The organism is Cellulomonas sp. P4_A2, assembly GCF_056402515.1.
In genome coordinates this window covers 1-380 of sequence record NZ_JBFUHG010000195.1, presented here as the reverse complement: position 1 = coordinate 380, position 380 = coordinate 1, and the positions used below count along the sequence as shown (strand labels likewise).

1 pseudogene is annotated in these 380 nt (G+C 70.0%); it reads right to left on the bottom strand.

Annotated features, from left to right (window positions below):
* A pseudogene (locus AC1DUE_RS20695) lies at window positions 1-380 on the bottom strand (amidohydrolase); the annotation flags it as partial.

The window sequence follows — 380 nt, the reverse complement described above, 5'->3', positions numbered from 1 at the left end:
GGTCAGGGCGAGCGCGGTCGCCCCGTCGAGCACCGCCCGGTCGGCTCCAGGGCTCTTGCCGTACGCGGTGAATTCGGGAGTGTGCTGCTTGGCGCCCTGTGTGTCGTAGCCGATCGTGGGGTGGATCGTGGGGATGAGCTGCGAGACGTTGCCCATGTCCGTCGACGCCGTCGTCTCGCCGTGCCGTGACTTCGCCGTACGGCCCAGTTCACCGAGTGCCCTGACGTAGACCTCTGTCATGTCAGGGTCCTGGCGCAGATCGGCGAAGTCCCTTCCGTGCGGCCGCAGCTCGAGTTCGGCGCCGGTGGCGAGCGCCCCGGCCTCGAAGCAAGCGCGCACCCGCTGCCACGCCTCGCCGAGTTGCTCCACGGTCAGCGCCC